The sequence below is a fragment of the Halomonas sp. ND22Bw genome, from assembly GCF_003011945.1.
Lineage (GTDB): Bacteria > Pseudomonadota > Gammaproteobacteria > Pseudomonadales > Halomonadaceae > Halomonas > Halomonas halophila.
On the sequence record NZ_PXWD01001757.1, the window covers coordinates 1 to 237 of the forward strand.

At 65.0% G+C, this 237-nt stretch carries 1 protein-coding gene; it reads left to right on the forward strand.

The genetic code is table 11. The annotated features are described in order from the left end of the window. Positions 1-237 (forward strand): cytochrome c (locus CVH10_RS26430; protein WP_181244759.1); only part of this gene is annotated, 237 nt, incomplete at both ends.

A 237-nucleotide genomic window follows, 5' to 3' on the forward strand; every position in this document is an offset into this window, starting at 1 on the left:
ATCCCGCCAAGCAGTTCTGGATCATCGACAACGGGATCCGGATGACCGGCATGCCGGCCTGGGGCGTGACGCACGATGACCTGGACATGTGGCAAATCGTGGCCTTCCTGCAGCGCCTTCCCGAGCTATCGACGGCGGATTACCAGGCCTTGACGAGCCCGACGGACGCACCGGACGATGGCCATGACCACCAGCATGGCGACACCGCCGCCATGTCACGTTCGCCGGCCAACGACC